This window comes from Rhodococcus sp. (in: high G+C Gram-positive bacteria) (assembly GCF_049591685.1).
Taxonomy (GTDB): Bacteria; Actinomycetota; Actinomycetes; order Mycobacteriales; family Mycobacteriaceae; genus Rhodococcoides.
This window is the reverse complement of record NZ_JBAWFH010000028.1, coordinates 19,588-36,608: the sequence shown is the minus strand read 5'-3', so window position 1 is coordinate 36,608 and position 17,021 is coordinate 19,588. Positions and strand designations below refer to the sequence as shown.

Genomic DNA, 17,021 nt, shown 5'->3' with positions numbered 1-17,021 from the left:
GTCGAATGCCTACCCGTGCAACGACGGTCACTCCATCATCATCGCCGGCAACGGCGACGCCATCTTCCAGCGGTACATGGAGACCATCGACCGTCCCGACCTCGGCGCGGATCCCGAACTGGCCTCCAACGCCGGGCGATGGAAGCGCCGCGACGAGCTCGATGCCGCGATCTCGGCATGGACGGGGCTGCATTCGAGGGACGAGGCGCTGAAGATTCTGGACGCGGCGGGTGTGCCGTCCGGGCCGATCTACACCGCGGCCGACGTCGTGGCCGACGAGCAGTACAACGCTCGCAACATGATTCAGAACTTCTCCGTCGACACCGGTGGGGCCGAACCCACCGACGTCGGATTCGTCGGCATCGTGCCGGTGATAGGGGAGAAGTCGATTCCCATCCGTTCAGTCGGGCCGGACCTCGGCGAACACACGGCGGAAGTATTACGTGACCTGTTGGGCAGGACCGACGAAGAAATGGGCGCCTGATGTACCGATACAGTCCCGCAGCCGAATTACGCGATGTCACGATGCGTGACGGCCTGCAGCTCACCGGCAAAGTTCTCTCCACCGAACGCAAACTCGACGTGGTGCGCGGGTTGCTCGCCCTCGGTGTCCCGTCGCTCGAAATCGGATCGATGGCGCGGCCGGACAAGGTGCCGCCCATGGCGAACACCCTCGAGGTCGTCGCGGAGCTGACCGAGGAAGAACTCGAACGCTGCTGGATCTGGGTGGCGACGCCTCGCCACGTCGAGAAGGCCGCCGCCGCCGGTGCCCGCAACTTCCAATACTGCTTCTCCGCCTCGGACGCGCACAACGAAGCCAACATCGGCCGCACCACCGAGGTCAGCCTGGCCGCCATGCCCGACGCCACCGAGATCGCGCGTTCGGTCGGCGGACAGATCGAATTGTGCATCGCCACGTCCTTCACCTGCCCGTTCGAGGGCATGATCGACGAGAATCGTGTGCTCGCCATCGCAAACGACGAGCGAACCGAGGGCGCGGTCGACATCGTCATCTGCGACACCCTCGGTCAAGCCGTTCCCGCGCAGGTGTCCTCGCTGCTCTCCCGGGTGGCTGCGGAAACGCCGCAGCGCCGCATCGTGTTTCACGGTCACGACACGTGGGGCCTCGGTGTCGCCAACACCCTCGCGGCTATCACCGCGGGCGCGACGATGGTCGACGGATCCCTCGGTGGGCTCGGCGGCTGCCCCTTCGCGCCCGGCGCCAGCGGAAACACCTCGAGCGAGGACATCCTCTTCGCCACCCGTCCCGACTGGTTCGGCCCCGATACGCTGGCAGCCATGGTCGACATCTCCGAGAAGCTCCTCGCCGAACTCGGCGAGGAAATGCGTTCGAAAACCGTTCAGGGCGCCAGGTCCAACGCGCACGCGTTCGAGTGGGTCGTATGAGCAGAATTCTCGTCACCACCGAGATCCCCGCGCCGGGGATGGACATCCTGGCCGCAGCCGGAGAGGTCGACCTCGTCGAACTCGATCACGATCAGCTTTCCGAGCGGTGCGCATCCGGTGAGTACTCCGTAGTTGTCTCGCAACTGGGAGATCGCTTCGACGCCGATCTACTCTACGACGCGAAAATCACCGGAATCTCGAATTACGCCGTCGGATACGACAACATCGATGTCGCAGCGGCCACCGCCAACGGCATCACCGTCGCGAACACGCCTGGTGTGCTGACGGATTCGACCGCAGACATCGCGTTGCTGTTGATGCTGTCGACCGCGAGGCGAGTGGTCGAAGCCGATCACCTGGTTCGATCGGGAGCGTTCACGGGCTGGGAGCCAGAACTCATGCTGGGCAGCGACGTGTCCGGCCGGGTCCTCGGCCTCGCAGGCTTCGGCCGCATCGCACGGGCAACGGCCCGCCGCGCTCTCGGCTTCGGCATGACCGTCAAATTCTGCCCTCGGCCGCCGTCCGACCGCGAGGTGAGCGACGCCGAGCTGGGGGAGTTCGCCGGACGCGTCGAACATGCGTCGTGGGACGAGCTCGTTGCGACGAGCGACTTCCTGTCCCTCCACGTCCCACTGAGCGAGTCGACGCATCACCTGGTCGACGAACGCGTTCTGCGATCGATGAAGAACTCGGCGATCCTGATCAACACGGCCAGGGGACCCGTCGTCGACGAGGCGGAACTCGTCACCGCGTTGAGAGAACGCATCATCGCCGGGGCGGGTCTCGACGTCTACGAGAACGAGCCGGCCCTTGCACCGGGACTGGCGGGCCTACCGAACACCGTCCTGCTGCCACACGTCGGAAGTGCAACGGTGTCGGTGCGGTCCGAGATGGCACGGTTGTGTGCCGAGAATGCCGCGGCGATGGCCACCGGATCGCTTCCGCCGCATCCGGTCAACCGCGAAGCCTGGACTCAGGCGGGGTAGCGCCCACCGAGGGTGCGGGTGATCTGCTCCGCGTGCGAGACGAGCAGTTCGACTCATTCCTCGCACTGCGACAACGGCATTCGTCAGGTGGGTCCGCTGATCGTGACCGCGCCGATGACGTCGGTGGCAGAGTCGAACACCGGAGCGGACAAGCCGGACGCTCCCGTTTCGCGCTCACCGGTGGTGATCGCGAAACCGTCAGACCGTGCCCGTTCCAAAGCCGCGCGCAGCGTGTCCGTTTCGGTGATCGAATAGGCTGTCATCTGGCCGCTGTCGGTGCTCACTCGTCCAACTCAGCCGCGACGGGACTCGAGCAGTCGAAGCCACACCTCGCTGACGGTGGGATACGACGGAACCGCGTGCCACAGGTCGTCCAGCGTCACCTTGCCGACGATCGCGACCGTCGCCGCGTGCAGGAGCTCGTCGACGCCCTGACCCACGAACGTGGCACCGACGAGGACATCGGCGGCGCGGTCCACGACGAGTTGCGCGTGACCGGTGAAGTTGTCCTGCTGCAGTGAAGAGCCGGCGACGGCGATGTCCGATCCGAGAATCTCGACGTCTGTGCCCGCCTCGCGGGCCTGCTTCTCCGTCACACCCACCGAGGCCACCTGCAACGGCGTGAAGACAACCTGCGGGACACGTCCATGATCGGAGCTGGCCGTGAACCGCTTGCCTTCCAACGGTTTTCCCTCTGCCCGTGCAGCGATGACGTCGCCGGCCACCCGTGCCTGATACTTGCCCATATGGGTCAGAGGCGCTCGGCCGTTGATGTCGCCCGCCGCGTAGAGCCAGGACATGCCGCCCACCTGCAGGTGATCGTCGGTCTCGATGTACGTGCCGTCTTCGATGCCGACCGTCGACAGGCCGAGATCCGCACTGGCCGGACGCCTTCCCGCTGCCACCAAGATTTCGTCGACGGTGATGGTGTTTCCGTCGACGGTCAATTCGGCGGGCCCGCCATGAACCTTCCCGTAGCCGGTGTCCTGTGCGTCGGGCCTCGACACGTTCGTCAGGTCGGCGTCGAAGAGTATCTCGACGCCACGCTCACGAAGGGCGTCGGCGACGAGGTCACTTGCAAACGGTTCGGAACCGGCGAGCAGGCGTGGGCCTCGGACGATCATCGTCACCTCGGCGCCGAACGACGCGAGCCAGGTCGCCGCTTCGGAGGCCACGACGCCGCCGCCGATGATGGCGATGCGCGTCGGGATCTCGTGAATGTTGGTGGCGTCGCGCGAGGTCCAGGGCAGAGCCTCACGGAGGCCCGGCGTGTTCGGAACCGACGCGGTGGTGCCGGTGGCGAGCACGACGGCATGTCGTGCGGTCAGCGTGCGGCCGTCCACCTCGACCGTCTTCTCGCCGGCGATCCGTCCGTGGCCTCGCACCACCGAGATGCCCGCGGATTCTGCCCAGCCCACCTGCGACGAGTCGTCGAGCGAGTGGGTGAACGATTCGCGACGGGCCAATACGGCGTCGACGTCGAGTTCTCTGGTGCCGACGAGTTCTTTGACGCCGGGCATGTTTCGCGCGGTCTCGAGGACCTCGCGCGGGCGGAGCAGCGCTTTGCTGGGCATGCACGCCCAGTACGAGCATTCGCCGCCGACGAGTTCGTGTTCGACGATGACCGCGGTGCGGTCGCTCCCGGCGATCGCATAGCTGGCTGCGTTCTCGCCGACGGGTCCGCCGCCGATCACGATGACGTCGAATTCGTCGGTACTCTGCTCTGTCATTGCTCCAGAGTGGCATAGGGTGCCGTGCCATGGGCAAGACGAGGAAAAGAATTCTGATCACCGGTGCAAGTTCTGGTCTCGGTGAGGAGATGGCCAGGCGCTTCGCCGCGATGGGACGGGACCTCGCGCTGTGTGCGCGACGCCTCGATCGCCTCGAAGCTCTGCGCCACGAGCTGGTGGCCGCTCATCCCGGCATCACGGTTGCCGTGCGTGCCTTGGACGTCACCGATCACGATGCCGTCGTCAGCGTGTTCGAGGAACTGCGCAGCGAACTCGGCGGACTCGACCGGGTCATCGTCAACGCCGGTCTGGGCAAGGGCGCCAAGATCGGTAGCGGACGAGCCGACGCCAACCTCGAGACCGCGCGCACCAACTTCATTGGCGCGCTGTCGCAGACCGAAGCGGCCATGCAGATCTTCCGCGCACAGCGCCGCGGCCACCTCGTCCTGGTGTCGTCGATCAGCGCCGACCGTGGGCTACCGGGACCGAAGGCGGTCTACGCCGCAAGCAAAGCGGGCGTCTCGGCGCTGGGTGACGCGCTCGCCACCGAAATGGCGAAGACCGACATCGCCGTCACGACGCTGCTGCCCGGCTACGTCGCCACCGACATGTCGGCGAAAGCAGGCGACAGCAGCGCCCTGACGGCAACCCTCGACCAAGGTGTTTCGGCCATGGTAACGGCCATCGAGAAGGAACAGCGACGAGCTGCGCTGCCCGGCCTCAAGTGGCAGGGCATCGACCTCGCACTGCGGTTCCTCCCGAACGCACTCACCGACCGCTTGGTCTGAGAGGGCCCTACTGCAGGTAGTGTTCCACCTGCTCGACGCTGTTGGCTTCGGCGTCGTCGGGGTTCTGGCCCGCATCCCGCCGCGCTCGCCGCTGCCGAAGAAGGTCCCAGCACTGATCGAGCGCATGCTCGATCGACGCCAGTTCTGCCTTCTCGTCGGCGGGGTCGATTTCCCCGGCCTCGGTCTGTGACCGCAGCTTGTGCTCGGTGGCAACCAGTTGCTCGATCTTGCTGTAGATGTCGTGCTCGCTCATGCGTTTCACGGTAGTCGCTTTCTCCACGATCGGGCGGGGAGACGCAGCCGAGAACACACGGCGAGTGCGCTCTCGGTCAACGCCTGCGATGACGCACTCAGGGCGGCATCGGTGCACACGAGGGACAGCGAGGTTCTGCCGTTCATCGTCGAGGCATAGGTCGACAGCGCGGTCGTCGTGTGCGAACCCGACGCATGCGGATGGATGGCCCTGGTGGCCACGGCCGATGCCGGATGGTCGCCGACGCGTCGAATGTTGTCGGGCAACGCGCCGATATTGGAGCAGAGCACCCGGGCGGTACCCGGAGTGGCGGTCAGCGAAGCAGCCATCTTCTCGGGCATCAGCTGCACCACCTCGGCCGGAACTCCGCCGGGTGCGCCCGCAGGTTTCGCGAACGCGGTCTTGCATGCAGCCTTGATCTCCGCCGCGGTGTCCGTCGTACGCACCAGCACGGTGGCCATGGCGATTCCGTTGACACCCGGTGCGTGTGACCGGAACGGAACGTTGACATCGACGGGCTCATCCAAGCCGAGATCGGCCGCGACAGCCGCTGCGAGAGCAATGAACTCAGAGTTCGACAGCACGCCGTCGATGTCGATCACCGAGGTGGTGACGTGTACGTCGTGGGTACGTTTCGTTCGATTGGACCGGAGGAAGTCGTTCAGCTCGTTGCGCACCTCCCGGCGAAGCAGCCAACGGAACCACGCTTGTACCGACGCGAACACCACGCGAGCGACGAGCGCCACCGCGTCCGCAATGTCCGAGGTCCGACGAGCACGTAGCCCGGTGCCTTCGGCTGCCGTGCCCTCGAAACGCTCGCCCTCCAAAGCTGTGCCTTCGAATGCCAGCCCTGCGGCGGCGATCAGTCCGGCGGCGTCGGCCAGCGCGTGCGAGCACACCAGCGACACGACGGTGCCCCCATGCTCGATCGGTGCGGCGGACAACCGCCAGCCCGGTCCGTACTCCGGATCGAGGTCCGGTTCGCCTTGCGCGTCGGCCCAGTCCAGCACGCCCGACTCCGGAAGTGGTGTGTCGTCGTACACGAACGGAAGCGTCGATGCGTTCGGGCTCCAGCGGCGACGGGCGCCCGGAATCGAAGGCGTGACCACCCGTCGGCCGAGGGTGCCGTATGCGAGGTTGGCGTGAACGGCCGACAACTCGACGCGGCCGATCCGAGTGTCGGTGCGCCAAATCCCCTGCAGCGCGATGGGCAGGCCGTAACCGCGGTGCGTGCGTAGAAAGATGTCGTCGATGACGGACAGGCGGTCGCCGCCGCCGGGCCGGCGCATGTTGTCGCCGGGCCGGCTCACGGTGTTGCTGCGCCGTGCCTTCCGGCGCCCGATGCGAACCGCTGGGCACCGCTCAACGCCTCGGCTGCCATCGAGACCGCGCCGTGGCGGAATTCGTTGGCGATGGCAGCCTCCTCGTCGAGGCCGTCCTGTTCGAGCAGTGAGAGGCGATCTTCGCGCATACACGTCTGCGGCAGCAACGAGAGCTGAGCAGCGAGAGCCTCGGCTTCCGATCTGGCACGCCCGACCGGCACGACGCGATTGGCCAGACCGATCGCGAGGGCTTCGTCTGCGTCTACGGCGCGGCCGGTCAGTACGAGGTCCATGGCGCGCGAGGCACCGATCAGCCGCGGTAGCCGGACGGTTCCGCCGTCGATGAGTGGTACGCCCCAGCGTCGGCAGAACACCCCGAATGTACTGTTCTGCTCGACGACTCGGAGATCGCACCACAGCGCAAGTTCGAGTCCGCCCGCGACCGCATGGCCCGACACCGCGGCGATGACCGGCTTCGACAATCGCATCCTCGTTGGTCCCATCGGGCCGTCGCCGTGTTCGGTCGCGTGGTTCGAGCGCTCGGTGCCGAGGGCTTTCAGGTCCGCCCCGGAACAGAACGTTCCTCCCTCGCCCCACAGGACGGCCACCGCCGCGTCGTCGTCGGCGTCGAACTCTTCGAACGCGGCCACGAGTTGGGCCGCGGTGGGGCCGTCGACGGCGTTCCTCGATTCGGGCCGCGACAGAACGATGGTGGTCACCGGTCCACTGCGCTCGATTCTGACGGAGCTGGGTTCGATCTTGGCAGAGCTGGGTTCGCTCCTGGCAGAGCTGGGGTCGATCGTGGCTGACATGGTTCGACGGTAGTCGAGTGGGGTTGCGTGAAGCAATGAATCGGTGTTCACTTCTTGCCATGCCGTACCGCCGCACGACCGCCGTGCAAGCTCGTCTCGACGCAGGGCGCGAGCGACTTCTCGTATCGGCCGTCGACATACTGTCCGAACAGGGATACCGCGGACTGTCCATCGCGTCGGTCGCTGCCGCGGCCGGAGTGTCCGCGGGCAGCGTCTACACCCACTTCGAGAACAAATCCGCACTCGTCGTCGCAGTCTTCCGTGAGGTGTGCAGCCGTGAGGTGCGAGCGGTCGCCGAGGCCGCCGCGGGCGGAGACGTCGTCCAGCGCGTCAGCGCCATCGTCGAAACCTTCGCCGGCCGCGCCATGAAAAACCGCACCATGGCCTACGCCCTGCTCGCCGAGCCCGTCGACCCCGCGGTCGACGCCGAACGCCTGGTGTTCCGGCGCAGCTTCACCGACGCCATCGCGGGTGCCGTCGCCGAGGGTGTCCGATCCGGCGACATTCCCGCGCAGAACGTCGACCTCGCGGCTGCCGGACTCGTCGGAGCCATCGGCGAGGTGCTCATCGGCCCGCTGAGTCCGGACCGAGCCGGACCGAACTTCGACATCGAGAACGACCTCGACGTGGTACCCGACCTCGTCACCTTCGCCCTACGTTCCCTGGGAGTCTCGTCATGACCATCGACACGCATCAGGTGTTCAACCAGTCCACGGACCTCGTTCCGTACGACACCGCCGACGATGCCTCGCTGCTCGAGGGGCTCCGAAGGGAAGGCGGTGAGTGGGCCGAAGCCGACGTGAGACGACTGGGTGCCCTCGCCGGTAGCTCCGAGGTACAGGATTGGGGCAGGCTGGCCAACGAGCACCCGCCTGTACTGCGCACCCACGACCGGTACGGCAATCGCATCGACGAGGTCGAATTCCACCCCCACTGGCACGACCTGATGCGGGTGGCCGTCGGCAACGGACTCCACGCGACGCCGTGGGTGAGCGATCGCCGCGGTGCCCACGTGGCGCGCGCCGCGAAGTTCTACGCCTGGGGGCAGGCAGACGCAGGCCACATGTGCCCCATCTCGATGACCTACGCGGCTGTGCCTGCGCTACGGCACAATTCGGCGTTGGCGCAAATGTACGAGCCCCTGCTCGCATCTACGGAGTACGACTTCGGGCTCCGCGTTCCGACGGAGAAGCGCGGGCTCGTCGCGGGAATGTCGATGACCGAGAAGCAGGGCGGATCCGACGTTCGCGCGAACTCCACCACGGCAACGCCGTCCTCGGACGGCAGTCACACGCTCGTCGGACACAAGTGGTTCACGTCCGCGCCGATGTCCGACATGTTCCTCACCCTGGCGCAGGCCCCCGGCGGGCTCTCGTGCTTCCTGGTCCCGCGGGTGCTCCCCGACGGAACTCGCAATCGCATTGCGCTGCAACGCCTCAAGGACAAGCTCGGCAACAGGTCGAATGCGTCGAGTGAAATCGAATATCACGGCGCAACAGGGTGGTTGGTGGGGGAAGAAGGCCGAGGTGTGCCGACGATCATCGAGATGGTCAACATGACCCGCCTCGATTGCGTCATCGGATCCGCAGCCGGGATCAGGAACGCCACCGTTCGAGCGGTCCACCACGCGCGGCACCGGTCCGCGTTCGGCGCCCGACTCGTCGACCAGCCGCTGATGCGCAACGTGCTGTCCGATCTCGTCATCGAATCCGAGGCCGCAACAACCGTCATGATGCGCCTGGCGGGTGCCACCGACCACGCCGCTCGAGGTGACGATCAGGAAACCTCACTCCGCCGAATTGCGTTGGCGGTGACGAAGTACTGGGTGTGCAAGCGGGCGCCGACGCATGTTGCCGAAGCTTTGGAATGCCTGGGCGGCAACGGCTATGTCGAGGAATCGGGCATGCCTCGGTTGTATCGGGAGTCGCCGCTGATGTCCATTTGGGAGGGATCGGGCAACGTCGCGGCACTCGACTCGCTACGCGCACTGGCCAAGCAACCGGACAGCGTCGAAGCGTACTTCGCCGAGGTCGGCCTCGCAGCCGGATCCGATTCGCGTCTCGACGATGCAGTGTCGCGGCTCGGTAAGGAACTGGCCGACAGATCCGACATCGAATACCGGGCTCGGCGCGTCGTCGAGCTCATGGCCCTGGTGTTCCAGGGCGCCCTGTTGATTCGGCACGGAGAACCGGCGGTGGCCGACGCGTTCTGCGCCAGCAGGCTCGGCGAGGATTGGGGTGGGGCATTCGGAACCCTGCCGACGGGAGTGGACACCGCGGCGATTCTGGCCCGAATCTAGGCGCGCTGCGGGGCGAACCGGCCGCGCGGTGCACGCTGAGCGGCGGCGGAGACGAATGCGCGCGCGACACGGTCGGTGAGTTCGCGTGGATTGCTCAAGTCCGACCAATTCCATTGCACAACAACCCAACCGAGCGACCGAAAATCATCTCGGCGTCGCTCGTCCTGGGCGCTCCACGGAGCAGGGTGCGCGCCGAAGCGGCCCTGGCCCTCGAATTCGCCGAGAACACCGTGATCCGGGTAGAGGAACGACGCTCGCCCGATGGGTATGCCGATTTCGTCGTACACCCACTGCCCGAGCAGGGGAGGGGGCAGAGGCAACGTGTCCAGCAGCATTCGGCTGCGCGTTTCGCCGACGCTGTCGCTGCGGTCCGACATCATCGCGGCGGCCTGCCGGGCACGCGCGATTCCGGTGCGGTTTCTGGACTCGGCCAGTGCGCGGTCGATGTCGTGGCGAGTGGTCGCCCCGGTTCGGAGGGCGGCATCGCCGACGCATACCGCCGGGGTCAGCGCGAGCGTCCGCGCGAGGTCCACGACCGTTCGTGCCGGGGTGGTGACCGGAAAGCCGTCCACCTCCGTGAGATCCGCGGGTGGGATCGGCGAACCGTGAAGGATGCGATGCCTACCGCGCTTGCCCGCGTACGTTCGCCCGATGGTGAACGTCACCTTGTCGAGCGGCACATCCCAGGTGTCCATCCGGTGCAGCACGGCAGCCGAAACATGGCTGAACACCGTGCTGTTGCTCGACTCCGCGTGAATGGCCTCCGCGAGGGCCAAGTGGCGAGCGTGCGGGCCCAGCGAGCTGTACACCTCGGAGCGGATGAAGTAGCCCCTCCGCACGGTATGCAGTTCGCCGGACGCCCGGCCCCGCCTCAAATCGTCATCGGTGAAGCCTGCAGCCAGCGCTTCTGTGCGGGAGAACATGCGCGGTTGGTCGAAGTCCATACTTCCTTGGACGTAGAAACAGACCGATCGGATCCGTTCGAGCACAGACGAACCCCGAGTGGGGTCGGTCGGTGGCGCACGAACTCTACTTCGAGCGCCCCCGCTGATCCCGGTACCAGCGAACGAGGGCGTCGGTCGACGAATCGCTCTGCTGCTCGGGTGCGTCCGCATCGGTGAGCACCGGCGTCAACTCGAGGGCCTGAGTCTTACCGAGTTCGACGCCCCACTGGTCGAACGAGTCGACGCCCCACACGACGCCCTCGACGAACACCTGGTGCTCGTACAGCGCGATGAGCTGTCCGACGACCGACGGAGTCAACTTCGGGGCGAGGATGGACGTCGACGGGCGGTTGCCGGGCATGACCTTGTGGGGCACGACGTCGGCCGGGGTGCCCTCGGCTGCGATCTCCTCGGCCGTCTTACCGAAGGCGAGCACCTTCGTCTGTGCGAAGTAGTTGCTCATCAACAGGTCGTGCATGCTGCCCGTGCCGTCGCGCGTCGGCAGGTCGTCGGTGGGCTCGGCGAATCCGATGAAATCCGCCGGGATCAGCCGGGTGCCCTGGTGCAGCAACTGGTAGAAGGCATGCTGACCGTTGGTTCCCGGCTCGCCCCAGAAGATTTCACCGGTAGAGGTGGTGACGGGCGTGCCGTCGGCCCTGACGGACTTGCCGTTGGACTCCATGGTGAGCTGCTGCAAATATGCGGGGAATCGAGACAGGTCGTTCGAATACGGCAGCACGGCACGGGTTTCGGAGCCGAAGAAGCTGCTGTACCAGAGGCCGATCAGTCCCAGCAGCACCGGCGCGTTGTGTTCGAGCGGCGTGGTGCGGAAGTGTTCGTCGATCGTGAAGAAGCCGTCGAGGAACTCGCCGAACGCCTCGCGACCGATGACAGCCATGACGGACAGACCGATCGCGGAATCGACGGAGTAGCGGCCACCGACCCAATCCCAGAAGCCGAACATGTTGGCGGTGTCGATGCCGAATTCGGACACTCGCTCGGCATTGGTCGAGACGGCGACGAAGTGCTTCGCAACCGCGTCTTCCCCGAGTGCGGCGACGAGCCAGCGGCGAGCGGCGGTGGCGTTCGTCAGTGTCTCGAGGGTGGAGAAGGTCTTCGAGGCAATGATGAACAGCGTCGTCGCGGGGTCCAATCCGTCGAGGGCCGCGACCAGGTCGGCGGGGTCGACGTTGGACACGAACTCGGCCCCGATGCCCGCGTCGGCGTAGTGGCGCAGAGCGTTGTAGACCATGACGGGCCCGAGATCGCTGCCGCCGATGCCGATGTTGACGACGGTGCGAATCTTCTCGCCGGTGTGGCCGACCCATTCTCCGGAGCGGACGCGATCGGTGAAATCGCCCATCCGAGCTAGTACCTCGTGAACGTCCGCGACGACGTTCTGACCGTCCACCTCGAGGGTCGCATCGGCAGGCAAGCGCAGGGCCGTGTGCAGAACGGCGCGGTCCTCGGAGGTGTTGATGTGTGCGCCGGCGAACATCGCGTCGCGACGGCCCTCGACGTCGGCTGCGCGGGCGAGATCGACGAGAAGCGACATCGTCTCACGGTCGATGATGTGCTTGCTGTAGTCGACGTGGAGGTCGCCGGCTGCGAGTGTGAACGTGCGTCCGCGTTCGGCGTCGCCGGCGAACAGGTCGCGCAGACTCTTCTCGCCGATCCAGGTGTGATGTGCCGCCAAATTCTTCCAGGCTTCGCTGCCCGTGATGTCGCTGCTCATACCGGTCGACCCTAGTGCGCGGACCGCTGCCGTGCGCGTCTTGTCGTTTGTCCGGGCGGCCTGAGGGCACACTGAAAAGTATGGAGATCAACGCACTCATCGAATCCATTCCAGCGAAATTGTGGATCGGTGGCCACGCGGTGGACGCCGAGAACGGCGCCACTTTCGAGGTCAACGATCCGGCGACCGGCAAGCCCATCGCGACCGTTGCCGACGCGAGCGCGAACGATGCGAAAAAGACCATCGACGCGGCAGCGAAGGCGCAGAAGACGTGGGCGAAGACTCCGGCTCGCGAACGGGGGGAGTTTCTGCGGGCAGCATTCGAGAAGATCACCGAACGCGCCGACGACGTCGCAGCCCTCATGACCGCCGAGATGGGCAAGGCGCTCTCCGAGTCGAAGGCGGAGGTCAAGTACGGCGCCGAGTTCTTCCGGTGGTTCGCCGAGGAAGCCGTCCGCATCGAGGGCCGCTACACTCCGGCCCCGGCAGGCAACGGCCGGATCCTGGTGTCGAAGATGCCGGTCGGACCGGTCCTCGCGATCACGCCGTGGAACTTCCCGTTGGCCATGGGCACCCGCAAGATCGGGCCCGCGCTGGCGGCGGGATGCACCATCATCGTCAAGCCTGCCGGTGAGACTCCGCTGACGATGCTGTTCCTCGCGCAGCTTTTCGCCGAGGTCGGGCTCCCCGACGGGGTGCTGTCGGTGCTGACCACCTCCAAGTCGAGTTCGGTGAGTGCTCCGATCCTCGAAGATCCGCGGCTACGCAAGCTCACCTTCACCGGGTCGACCGAGGTGGGCAGGAAACTCATCGAGCAGTCGGCGGGGGGTGTGCTGCGGACGTCGATGGAACTCGGTGGCAACGCGCCGTTCGTCGTTTTCGACGACGCGGACGTCGACGCCGCCGTCGAGGGCGCGATGTTGGCCAAGATGCGCAACGGCGGCGAGGCATGCACCGCCGCCAATCGTTTCCACGTCGCGAACAATGTTCGGGAAGAATTCACGACGAAGCTCGTCGAGAAGATGCGGGCGATGAAGCTCGGGCCCGGCATCGACCCCGACACCAAGCTCGGGCCGCTGATCAACGCAGATCAGCTCGAGAAGGTTCAGGTGTTGGTCGACGATGCGGTGAAAGCGGGCGCGACGGTGGAACTCGGCGGCAAACCGGCAGGCGGGGATGGCTACTTCTATCCCGCGACGGTGCTCAGCAACGTTCCGAAGAATGCGCGCATCCTGAAAGAAGAGGTGTTCGGCCCGGTCGCACCGATCGTCGGCTTCGACACCGAAGAAGAAGGCATCGACGCGGCCAACGACACGCAGTTCGGGCTGGCGGCGTACATCTACACGCAAGGACTCGATCGTGCACTGCGCGTCTCGGACGCACTGGAAAGCGGAATCGTAGGCGTCAACCGCGGCGTGGTCTCGGACGCAGCGGCCCCGTTCGGAGGCGTCAAGGCATCCGGATTCGGTCGCGAAGGCGGAACGGAAGGTATCGACGAGTACCTGGAAACCAAGTACATCGCACTCACCTGACGGAAAAGCTGGTTGTGCGTGCCCGCGTCGGGCATGCACAACCAGCTTCAGGTGTCTCTAGCGTCCGAGTCGTCCGCGGCCCAGCCGCAGCAGGAGCATCGCGAGTGTGTGGCCTTCCTGGCCCAAGCTGCTGAAACGGTCGAGAACCTTCATCTCACGGCTGTGCACCATGCGCGGGCCACCGGAGGCCATGCGCGTGCGGCCGATGAGCTGGGAAACCTCGCTGCGGCGCTGGATGGCGGCGAGGATCTCGGTATCCAGGCGATCGATCTCCTGACGGAGTGCATCGATTTCTTCCTCGGACGAGGGCAACGCAATTTCACTGTCGATCTTGGTCGTGGGTGCCATTTTCTCTCCTCGTGTCACTTCGTGGATCGCTGCCTTGTCCGACACCGTTACGCCTCCCTGTCGATTCGAACACTTGTCAGATGCCCGACCATTCCTGAAGCAACGCACCGTTGTGCGGTCGAACACAGTCGAGAGCCCCGGATCTCGCGGCGGAGATCGCGGGGCAGGCGACGCCATATCGACGTCTCCCGCGCCCTGCAGACGGCGCTGTGCCTGCGTGGCGAAGGTGTCGACCTACGGCCATGTCGATCACCGATCCAGTGTGCCACCTGAGGGACTGTCCTGAAAAGTCGGTCGTTCGGGCGCGAGGTCGTCGGGGTTCGTCCCGTGTCGGTGTCCGCCGGTAACCTGAACGAGCGATGAATACCAACCTGCAGGCTGTGCCCGTCCCCGGAAAATCGAAGTCCGACACGCTGCTGGAGGGGCTGAACCCGCAGCAGCGTGAGGCCGTCGTGCATTCGGGGTCGCCGCTGCTCATCGTGGCCGGCGCAGGATCGGGAAAGACGGCGGTGTTGACGCGTCGCATCGCCTATCTGCTCGCCGAGCGCGGAGTCACGCCCGGGCAGGTTCTGGCCATCACGTTCACCAACAAGGCCGCAGCCGAGATGCGTGAGCGGGTGGCGGGTCTCGTCGGGCCGCGGGCCAACAGCATGTGGGTCTCGACGTTCCACTCGAGCTGCGTGCGCATTCTCCGCAGCCAGGCAACGCTGCTGCCGGGGCTCAACTCCAACTTCTCGATCTACGACGCCGACGACTCTCGTCGACTCCTGACGATGATCTCCAAAGATCTGCAGATCGACACCAAGAAGTTCTCGGCGCGATTGCTCGCGACGCACATTTCGAATCTGAAAAACGAGCTGATCGGCCCGGGGGACGCAGTTGCGTCCGCCGACAACGAGACCGTTGAGCTGCCGAAGCTCATCGCGCAGGTGTACGGCATCTATCAGCAGCGGCTGCGTGCCGCCAACGCGATGGACTTCGATGATCTCATCGGCGAAACCGTCGGTCTGCTGCAGGCGTTCCCCCAGGTGGCCGAGTACTACCGTCGCCGGTTCCGGCACGTACTCGTCGACGAGTACCAGGACACCAACCACGCGCAGTACATGCTGGTTCGGGAACTGGTGGGACGCGAGGATTCCGACGGCGCGCTGCAAGGGACCATTGCGCCCGGCGAACTGTGCGTGGTCGGCGACGCCGATCAGTCGATCTATGCGTTCCGCGGGGCGACCATCCGCAACATCGAGGAATTCGAACGCGATTACCCGGACGCGCGCACCATTCTGCTCGAGCAGAACTACCGCTCGACGCAAAACATCCTGTCCGCGGCCAACTCGGTCATCTCCCGCAACACCAACCGGCGCGACAAGCGATTGTGGACCGATTCGGGTGAGGGCGAGCTCATCGTCGGGTACGTCGCCGACAACGAGCACGACGAGGCGTCCTTCGTCGCCTCCGAGATCGACCGGCTCGTCGACAACAAAGGCGTCCGGTACGACGAGGTCGCGGTCTTCTACCGCACCAACAACTCGTCGCGCGCACTCGAAGAAATTTTTATCAGGCTCGGTCTGCCGTACAAGGTCGTCGGCGGCGTGCGCTTCTACGAGCGCAAGGAAGTCCGCGACATGGTGGCGTACCTCCGCGTGTTGTCCAACGAGAACGACACAGTCAGCATGCGGCGCATCCTCAACACTCCGCGGCGAGGCATCGGCGATCGCGCGGAGGCGTGCGTCGCCGTGCACGCCGAGCAGCGCGACATCAGCTTCTCCAAGGCCCTGCGTGACGCCGCCGAGGGCAAGGTTGCGCTCCTCAACTCGCGTTCGCAGAAACTGATCGGCCAGTTCCTCGAAATGCTCGACGAGCTGCGCGGAATGCTGGGCGCCACCGACGACGACGGCAACGATATCGCGGACATCGGCGACGTCGTCGAAGCCGTCCTCGACCGCACCGGATATCGAGCTGAACTCGAAGCCAGCAGCGATCCGCAGGATGGCGCGCGCCTCGACAACCTCAACGAATTGGTCAGCGTGGCACGCGAATTCACCTCCGAGGCCCGCAACCTCGCAGCGGTCGAAGCCGAACTCGCCGCCGAGAACGCCAACGCCGAAAACGACACCGACGACGAAGGTGATGAGGCGGAGGGCACTCCCGAACCAGGGTCGCTCGCGGCATTCCTCGAACGAGTCTCACTCGTCGCCGACACCGACCAGATCCCCGATTCGGGTACGGGCGTCGTCACGCTAATGACGCTGCACACGGCGAAGGGCCTCGAGTTCCCGGTCGTGTTCGTGACCGGATGGGAGGACGGTCAGTTCCCGCACATGCGCGCACTGGGCGACCCCACCGAACTGTCCGAGGAACGCAGGCTCGCATATGTGGGCATCACCCGGGCGCGGCACCGACTGTATGTCACCCGCGCGATCATGCGATCGGCGTGGGGTCAGCCCATCAACAACCCGGAGTCACGCTTCCTGCAGGAGATCCCGCAGTCGCTCATCGAGTGGAAGCGCGAAGACCCCGGTGTCGGCGGTCGATCGATCGGCGGAGGACGCGCACGCCCCGGTGGTGGGGGCTTTGGTGGCGGGGGAGGCTTCGGCGACCGTCGCGGTCAGTCGACGCCCAGCTTCGGCTCCGCCCCCCGCGCCCGCAACAACAACGTCCTGGTTCTTGCAGTGGGAGATCGCGTCAACCACGACAAGTACGGTCTGGGAACGGTTCTCGAATCGACCGGTTCGGGTACGGCGGCGATGGTTCTCGTCGATTTCGGTACGTCCGGGCGAGTGAAGATGATGCTCATCGGCGGCGTGCCGATGACCAAGCTCTGACAAGGCACCAGGCGCACAGAAAGAAACTCCCGCACACGATGTG

16 protein-coding genes are annotated in these 17,021 nt (G+C 65.7%); 8 read left to right on the top strand and 8 right to left on the bottom strand.

The window, feature by feature from the left end; translation table 11 throughout:
- The 3 genes from WBQ44_RS01105 to WBQ44_RS01095 all read left to right on the top strand — a co-directional run.
- Nucleotides 1–484: CoA transferase (locus tag WBQ44_RS01105; protein ID WP_495564891.1), on the top strand; the 484-nt coding region annotated here is incomplete at its 5' end.
- Nucleotides 484–1,407 (top strand): hydroxymethylglutaryl-CoA lyase-like TIM-barrel protein, encoded by a 924-nt coding sequence (locus tag WBQ44_RS01100; RefSeq protein ID WP_495564890.1) that lies wholly within the window; start codon nt 484–486, stop codon nt 1,405–1,407. The genes WBQ44_RS01105 and WBQ44_RS01100, both read left to right, overlap by 1 nt.
- On the top strand, nt 1,404–2,393 hold the full coding sequence (locus WBQ44_RS01095) for a 2-hydroxyacid dehydrogenase (protein WP_495564889.1): 990 nt from the start codon (nt 1,404–1,406) through the stop codon (nt 2,391–2,393). Before WBQ44_RS01100 ends, WBQ44_RS01095 begins: the two co-directional genes overlap by 4 nt.
- Before the next feature lie 83 nt (nt 2,394–2,476).
- Here the strand turns inward: WBQ44_RS01095 and WBQ44_RS01090 are convergent, their stop codons facing one another.
- A complete protein-coding gene (locus WBQ44_RS01090) occupies nt 2,477–2,677 on the bottom strand; it encodes an IclR family transcriptional regulator domain-containing protein (RefSeq protein WP_495564888.1) in 201 nt (66 codons plus the stop codon).
- Nucleotides 2,678–2,686: 9 nt separating this feature from the next.
- On the bottom strand, nt 2,687–4,123 hold the full coding sequence (locus tag WBQ44_RS01085) for a dihydrolipoyl dehydrogenase family protein (RefSeq protein ID WP_495564887.1): 1,437 nt from the start codon (nt 4,121–4,123) through the stop codon (nt 2,687–2,689).
- A gap of 29 nt (nt 4,124–4,152) precedes the next feature.
- Here WBQ44_RS01085 and WBQ44_RS01080 point away from each other — a divergent pair, with 29 nt between their 5' ends.
- Complete coding sequence (locus WBQ44_RS01080; RefSeq protein ID WP_495564886.1) at nt 4,153–4,911, top strand: SDR family oxidoreductase; 759 nt, start codon at nt 4,153–4,155, stop codon at nt 4,909–4,911.
- Between the two features lie 7 nt (nt 4,912–4,918).
- Here WBQ44_RS01080 and WBQ44_RS01075 read toward each other — a convergent pair whose 3' ends face one another.
- Genes WBQ44_RS01075 through WBQ44_RS01065 form a run of 3 tightly spaced genes read right to left on the bottom strand, consistent with a single transcriptional unit; the run spans nt 4,919 to nt 7,298 of the window.
- Entirely contained in the window at nt 4,919–5,164 is a 246-nt protein-coding gene (locus tag WBQ44_RS01075) for a DUF2630 family protein (RefSeq protein ID WP_495564885.1), read from the bottom strand.
- A gap of 5 nt (nt 5,165–5,169) precedes the next feature.
- On the bottom strand, nt 5,170–6,474 hold the full coding sequence (locus WBQ44_RS01070; RefSeq protein ID WP_495564884.1) for a hypothetical protein: 1,305 nt from the start codon (nt 6,472–6,474) through the stop codon (nt 5,170–5,172).
- The gene (locus tag WBQ44_RS01065; protein ID WP_495564883.1) at nt 6,471–7,298 is read right to left on the bottom strand and encodes a crotonase/enoyl-CoA hydratase family protein; all 828 of its coding nucleotides are present in this window, start codon (nt 7,296–7,298) and stop codon (nt 6,471–6,473) included. The genes WBQ44_RS01070 and WBQ44_RS01065 overlap by 4 nt, the downstream gene beginning before the upstream one ends.
- Nucleotides 7,299–7,357: 59 nt before the next feature.
- Between WBQ44_RS01065 and WBQ44_RS01060 the strand changes: the two genes are divergently transcribed.
- Together WBQ44_RS01060 and WBQ44_RS01055 are read left to right on the top strand one after the other, a co-directional pair.
- The gene (locus WBQ44_RS01060; protein ID WP_495564882.1) at nt 7,358–7,978 is read left to right on the top strand and encodes a TetR/AcrR family transcriptional regulator; all 621 of its coding nucleotides are present in this window, start codon (nt 7,358–7,360) and stop codon (nt 7,976–7,978) included.
- Entirely contained in the window at nt 7,975–9,597 is a 1,623-nt protein-coding gene (locus WBQ44_RS01055; protein WP_495564881.1) for an acyl-CoA dehydrogenase family protein, read from the top strand. Before WBQ44_RS01060 ends, WBQ44_RS01055 begins: the two co-directional genes overlap by 4 nt.
- On the opposite strand, the gene WBQ44_RS01050 is transcribed toward WBQ44_RS01055, so the two are convergent.
- Nucleotides 9,594–10,541 carry a type IV toxin-antitoxin system AbiEi family antitoxin gene (locus WBQ44_RS01050; protein ID WP_495564880.1) on the bottom strand — a complete coding sequence of 316 codons (948 nt, stop codon included), beginning with the start codon at nt 10,539–10,541 and terminating at the stop codon, nt 9,594–9,596. The two genes, WBQ44_RS01055 and WBQ44_RS01050, sit on opposite strands and share 4 nt — an antisense overlap.
- Nucleotides 10,542–10,626: 85 nt before the next feature.
- Nucleotides 10,627–12,276, bottom strand: a complete 1,650-nt coding sequence (gene pgi / locus WBQ44_RS01045; protein ID WP_495564879.1) for a glucose-6-phosphate isomerase — start codon at nt 12,274–12,276, stop codon at nt 10,627–10,629.
- 80 nt (nt 12,277–12,356) lie between these two features.
- Between pgi and WBQ44_RS01040 the strand changes: the two genes are divergently transcribed.
- On the top strand, nt 12,357–13,808 hold the full coding sequence (locus tag WBQ44_RS01040) for an NAD-dependent succinate-semialdehyde dehydrogenase (protein ID WP_495564878.1): 1,452 nt from the start codon (nt 12,357–12,359) through the stop codon (nt 13,806–13,808).
- 57 nt (nt 13,809–13,865) lie between these two features.
- Here WBQ44_RS01040 and WBQ44_RS01035 read toward each other — a convergent pair whose 3' ends face one another.
- A complete protein-coding gene (locus tag WBQ44_RS01035) occupies nt 13,866–14,156 on the bottom strand; it encodes a chorismate mutase (RefSeq protein ID WP_495564877.1) in 291 nt (96 codons plus the stop codon).
- Between the two features lie 359 nt (nt 14,157–14,515).
- Between WBQ44_RS01035 and WBQ44_RS01030 the strand changes: the two genes are divergently transcribed.
- Nucleotides 14,516–16,978 (top strand): UvrD-helicase domain-containing protein, encoded by a 2,463-nt coding sequence (locus WBQ44_RS01030; protein WP_495564876.1) that lies wholly within the window; start codon nt 14,516–14,518, stop codon nt 16,976–16,978.
- The last annotated feature ends 43 nt before the right edge of the window (nt 16,979–17,021 follow it).

Coding starts and splice junctions, on each gene's coding strand:
- WBQ44_RS01100 (WP_495564890.1), top strand. CDS start 484: ATGTACCGATACAGTCCCGCAGCCGAATTACGCGATGTCACGATGCGT.
- WBQ44_RS01085 (WP_495564887.1), bottom strand. CDS start 4,123: ATGACAGAGCAGAGTACCGACGAATTCGACGTCATCGTGATCGGCGGC.
- WBQ44_RS01095 (WP_495564889.1), top strand. CDS start 1,404: ATGAGCAGAATTCTCGTCACCACCGAGATCCCCGCGCCGGGGATGGAC.
- WBQ44_RS01075 (WP_495564885.1), bottom strand. CDS start 5,164: ATGAGCGAGCACGACATCTACAGCAAGATCGAGCAACTGGTTGCCACC.
- WBQ44_RS01060 (WP_495564882.1), top strand. CDS start 7,358: ATGCCGTACCGCCGCACGACCGCCGTGCAAGCTCGTCTCGACGCAGGG.
- WBQ44_RS01080 (WP_495564886.1), top strand. CDS start 4,153: ATGGGCAAGACGAGGAAAAGAATTCTGATCACCGGTGCAAGTTCTGGT.
- WBQ44_RS01040 (WP_495564878.1), top strand. CDS start 12,357: ATGGAGATCAACGCACTCATCGAATCCATTCCAGCGAAATTGTGGATC.
- WBQ44_RS01030 (WP_495564876.1), top strand. CDS start 14,516: ATGAATACCAACCTGCAGGCTGTGCCCGTCCCCGGAAAATCGAAGTCC.
- WBQ44_RS01055 (WP_495564881.1), top strand. CDS start 7,975: ATGACCATCGACACGCATCAGGTGTTCAACCAGTCCACGGACCTCGTT.
- WBQ44_RS01035 (WP_495564877.1), bottom strand. CDS start 14,156: ATGGCACCCACGACCAAGATCGACAGTGAAATTGCGTTGCCCTCGTCC.
- WBQ44_RS01065 (WP_495564883.1), bottom strand. CDS start 7,298: ATGTCAGCCACGATCGACCCCAGCTCTGCCAGGAGCGAACCCAGCTCT.
- WBQ44_RS01050 (WP_495564880.1), bottom strand. CDS start 10,541: ATGGACTTCGACCAACCGCGCATGTTCTCCCGCACAGAAGCGCTGGCT.
- pgi (WP_495564879.1), bottom strand. CDS start 12,276: ATGAGCAGCGACATCACGGGCAGCGAAGCCTGGAAGAATTTGGCGGCA.